Origin of the sequence: Rhodosalinus sp. (assembly GCF_041685465.1) — a bacterium.
Taxonomy (GTDB): domain Bacteria; phylum Pseudomonadota; class Alphaproteobacteria; order Rhodobacterales; family Rhodobacteraceae; genus Rhodosalinus.
Genome location: NZ_JAWLFS010000327.1, coordinates 1 through 2,560, shown reverse-complemented (window position 1 = coordinate 2,560; position 2,560 = coordinate 1). Strand labels below are relative to the sequence as shown.

2 protein-coding genes and 1 pseudogene are annotated in these 2,560 nt (G+C 72.8%); all 3 read left to right on the top strand.

Features of this window, described 5'->3' with window-relative positions:
* Positions 1-658 (top strand): sulfate reduction electron transfer complex DsrMKJOP subunit DsrO (dsrO, locus tag ACESL7_RS15235; RefSeq protein WP_372894144.1); only part of this gene is annotated, 658 nt, incomplete at its 5' end.
* A 3-nt stretch (positions 659-661) separates the two neighbouring features.
* Positions 662-1,660: an NrfD/PsrC family molybdoenzyme membrane anchor subunit gene (gene nrfD / locus ACESL7_RS15230; RefSeq protein WP_372894143.1), complete on the top strand. Its 999-nt coding sequence runs from the start codon at positions 662-664 to the stop codon at positions 1,658-1,660.
* A gap of 16 nt (positions 1,661-1,676) precedes the next feature.
* Positions 1,677-2,560, top strand: a pseudogene (locus ACESL7_RS15225) (hypothetical protein); the annotation flags it as partial.

The following is a 2,560-nucleotide window of genomic DNA, read 5'->3' as shown; positions in this document are numbered from 1 at the left end:
CCCGGCCGACGGGCACACGCCGCGCTGGGCCATGGTGATGGACCTGCGCAAGTGCATCGGCTGCCAGGCCTGCACCGTCGCCTGCGCGATGGAGAACAACGTGCACGAGGGCAGCTACCGCACCCATGTGCCGGTCTACGAGATCGAGAGCGAGTTCGGCCCGGTGCCCGCCATGCTGCCGCGCATGTGCAACCACTGCGAAAACCCGCCCTGCATCCCGGTCTGCCCGGTCACGGCCACCTACCAGACCGACGACGGCATCGTGCTCGTCGATCAGGACGCCTGCGTCGGCTGCGGCTACTGCGTGCAGGCCTGCCCCTACGAAGCGCGCCATCTCGACCACGAGAGCGGGACCGCCGACAAGTGTACCTTCTGCGTCCACCGGCTCGACGCGGGGCTTCTGCCGGCCTGCGTCGAGACCTGCGTGGGCGGCGCGCGCGTCTTCGGCGACATCCGCGACCCCGAGAGCGCGGTGAGCCGCCTGCTCGCCGAGCACGACACGCGCCACCTCAAGCCCGAGGCCGGCACCCGCCCGCAGGTCTATTACATCGGCCTCGACGATCGCCTCGTCTCGGAGGTCGAGATCGAGGAGGGCGCGCGCGCCCTGCGCCGGACCGCCGGCCCCGCCCCCGACACCAAGCACCACGAGGAGGCCTGAGCCATGACCGGAATAGATCTCGTTTCCGTCGATCAGGCCTTCGCGTGGCGGCCCTGGGCCGTCGCCTATTTCCTCGTGATCGGTGCCGCCGTCGCCGCCGCGCTCACCGCGCAGGCGCTGCATTTCCTGCGCGGGGCCGCGGCCGCGCGGCCGGCGCTGCGGGTCGCCGCGGTGCTCGCGCTTTCCGCGCCGCTGCCGCTCCTGGCCGACCTGCACCAGCCCGCGCGCTTTCTCAATTTCTACCTCGGCGCCGCGCCGAGCTCGGTGATGTGGTGGGGCGCCTGGCTGCTGCCGGTCTTCGTGGCGACGACGCTTCTGGCGACGGTGGCCGACGCCCTCGGCCGCTGGCCCGCGCCGGCACGGCTCCTGCGTCTCGGAATGGTCGGATCGGGCCTCGGCGTGCTGGCCTATACCGCCGGCGAGACCGCGATCGTCGCCGCGCGCCCGCTCTGGCACAACGCGGGCTTTCCGGTGGTGCTCACGCTCACCGCGCTCGCCTCGGGCGTCGGCGCCGTGCTGATCGCCGGACGCCCGGACCACGCAGGCGCGCGGCTCCTGCGGAGGGCGCTCGCCGGGAGCGCGGGGGCCGGCCTCGTCGCGCTCGGGCTCTGGCTGCTGGCCGATCCGGACATGGCGCGCCTCGCGCTTACCGACATGCCGGTCGTCGTGCTGGGCCATGTCGCGGGGCTCGGGCTGGCGCTGCCGGCGCTGCTCGCGCTCTTCGGGCGCGGCGCGCTCTCGGCGCGGCTCGCCGGCGTGGCGGCGGTCTGGGGCGCGCTCGCCTTCCGCTGGGCGCTTTTCACCGGCGCACAGGCGCAGTCGCGCGTCGAGACGGCGACCTACCTGCCGCCCGCGCTCACCGATCCCGCGACGCTCCAGAGCGTGACCGGCACCGCCGGGATGATCGCGCTCGCCGCCGTGCTCGTCGCGGCCCTCGACCTCTATCTCGCGCCCGCACTGCGCCGCGGCCCCCGAACCGGCCCGCGCGCCGACAAGGCCTGATCCCGGAGACACCGACATGATCCTGTCCAGACGTTCCCTCCTCCTCGGCGGCACGACCCTCGCCGCGCTCGGCGCCATGTCGCACGGCTTCGCCCGCACCGCGCGGGACGTGATCGGCGGCTTCGCCTCGCCCGAGACCGCGCGCGGCATCACCGGTGGCGCGCATGCCCCCGAATACAGCATCGACGCCGCCGGCACGCTCACGCGCAATCCCGACCAGCGGGTCGCCTACACCATGTGCGAGGGCTGCACGACGAAATGCGGCGTGCGCGTGCGCATCGACACCCGGAGCGGCGACATCCTGCGGGTGACGGGCAACCCCTACAGCCCGCTCTCCGCCGATCCGCACATCGCCTACGACCAGCCGGTGAGCGAAAGCTACGCCGGGCTCTCGGGCCACGGCGAGACCGGCCTCGCCGGGCGCTCCACCGCTTGCGGGCGGGGCAACGCGGCGCTCGCGAAATACCGCGATCCACGCCGCGTTCTGAAACCGCTGAAGCGCGCCGGCGGGCGCGGCGACGGGCACTGGGTCGAGATCGAGTGGGAGCAGCTGATCGAGGAGGTGGTCGAGGGCGGCGACCTCTTCGGCGAGGGGCACGTGGACGGGCTGCGCGCGATCCGCGACCTCGAAACCCCGATCGACCCGGAGAACCCGGAGTTCGGACCGAAGGCCAACCAGCTCGTCGTGATGCCGGTCTTCAAGAACGGTCGGCTGATGATGGCCGCGCGCTTCGCCAAGATGGCCTTCGGCACCCGCAACTTCGTCGGGCACCGCAGCTATTGCGGCCTGTCGATGCGCGCGGGCTACGCCGCGCTTCTGGACAACCTCAAGAAACAGCCGCACCTGAAACCGGATTACCGGCACGCGGACTACATGCTCTTCGTCGGCACGGCGCCGGG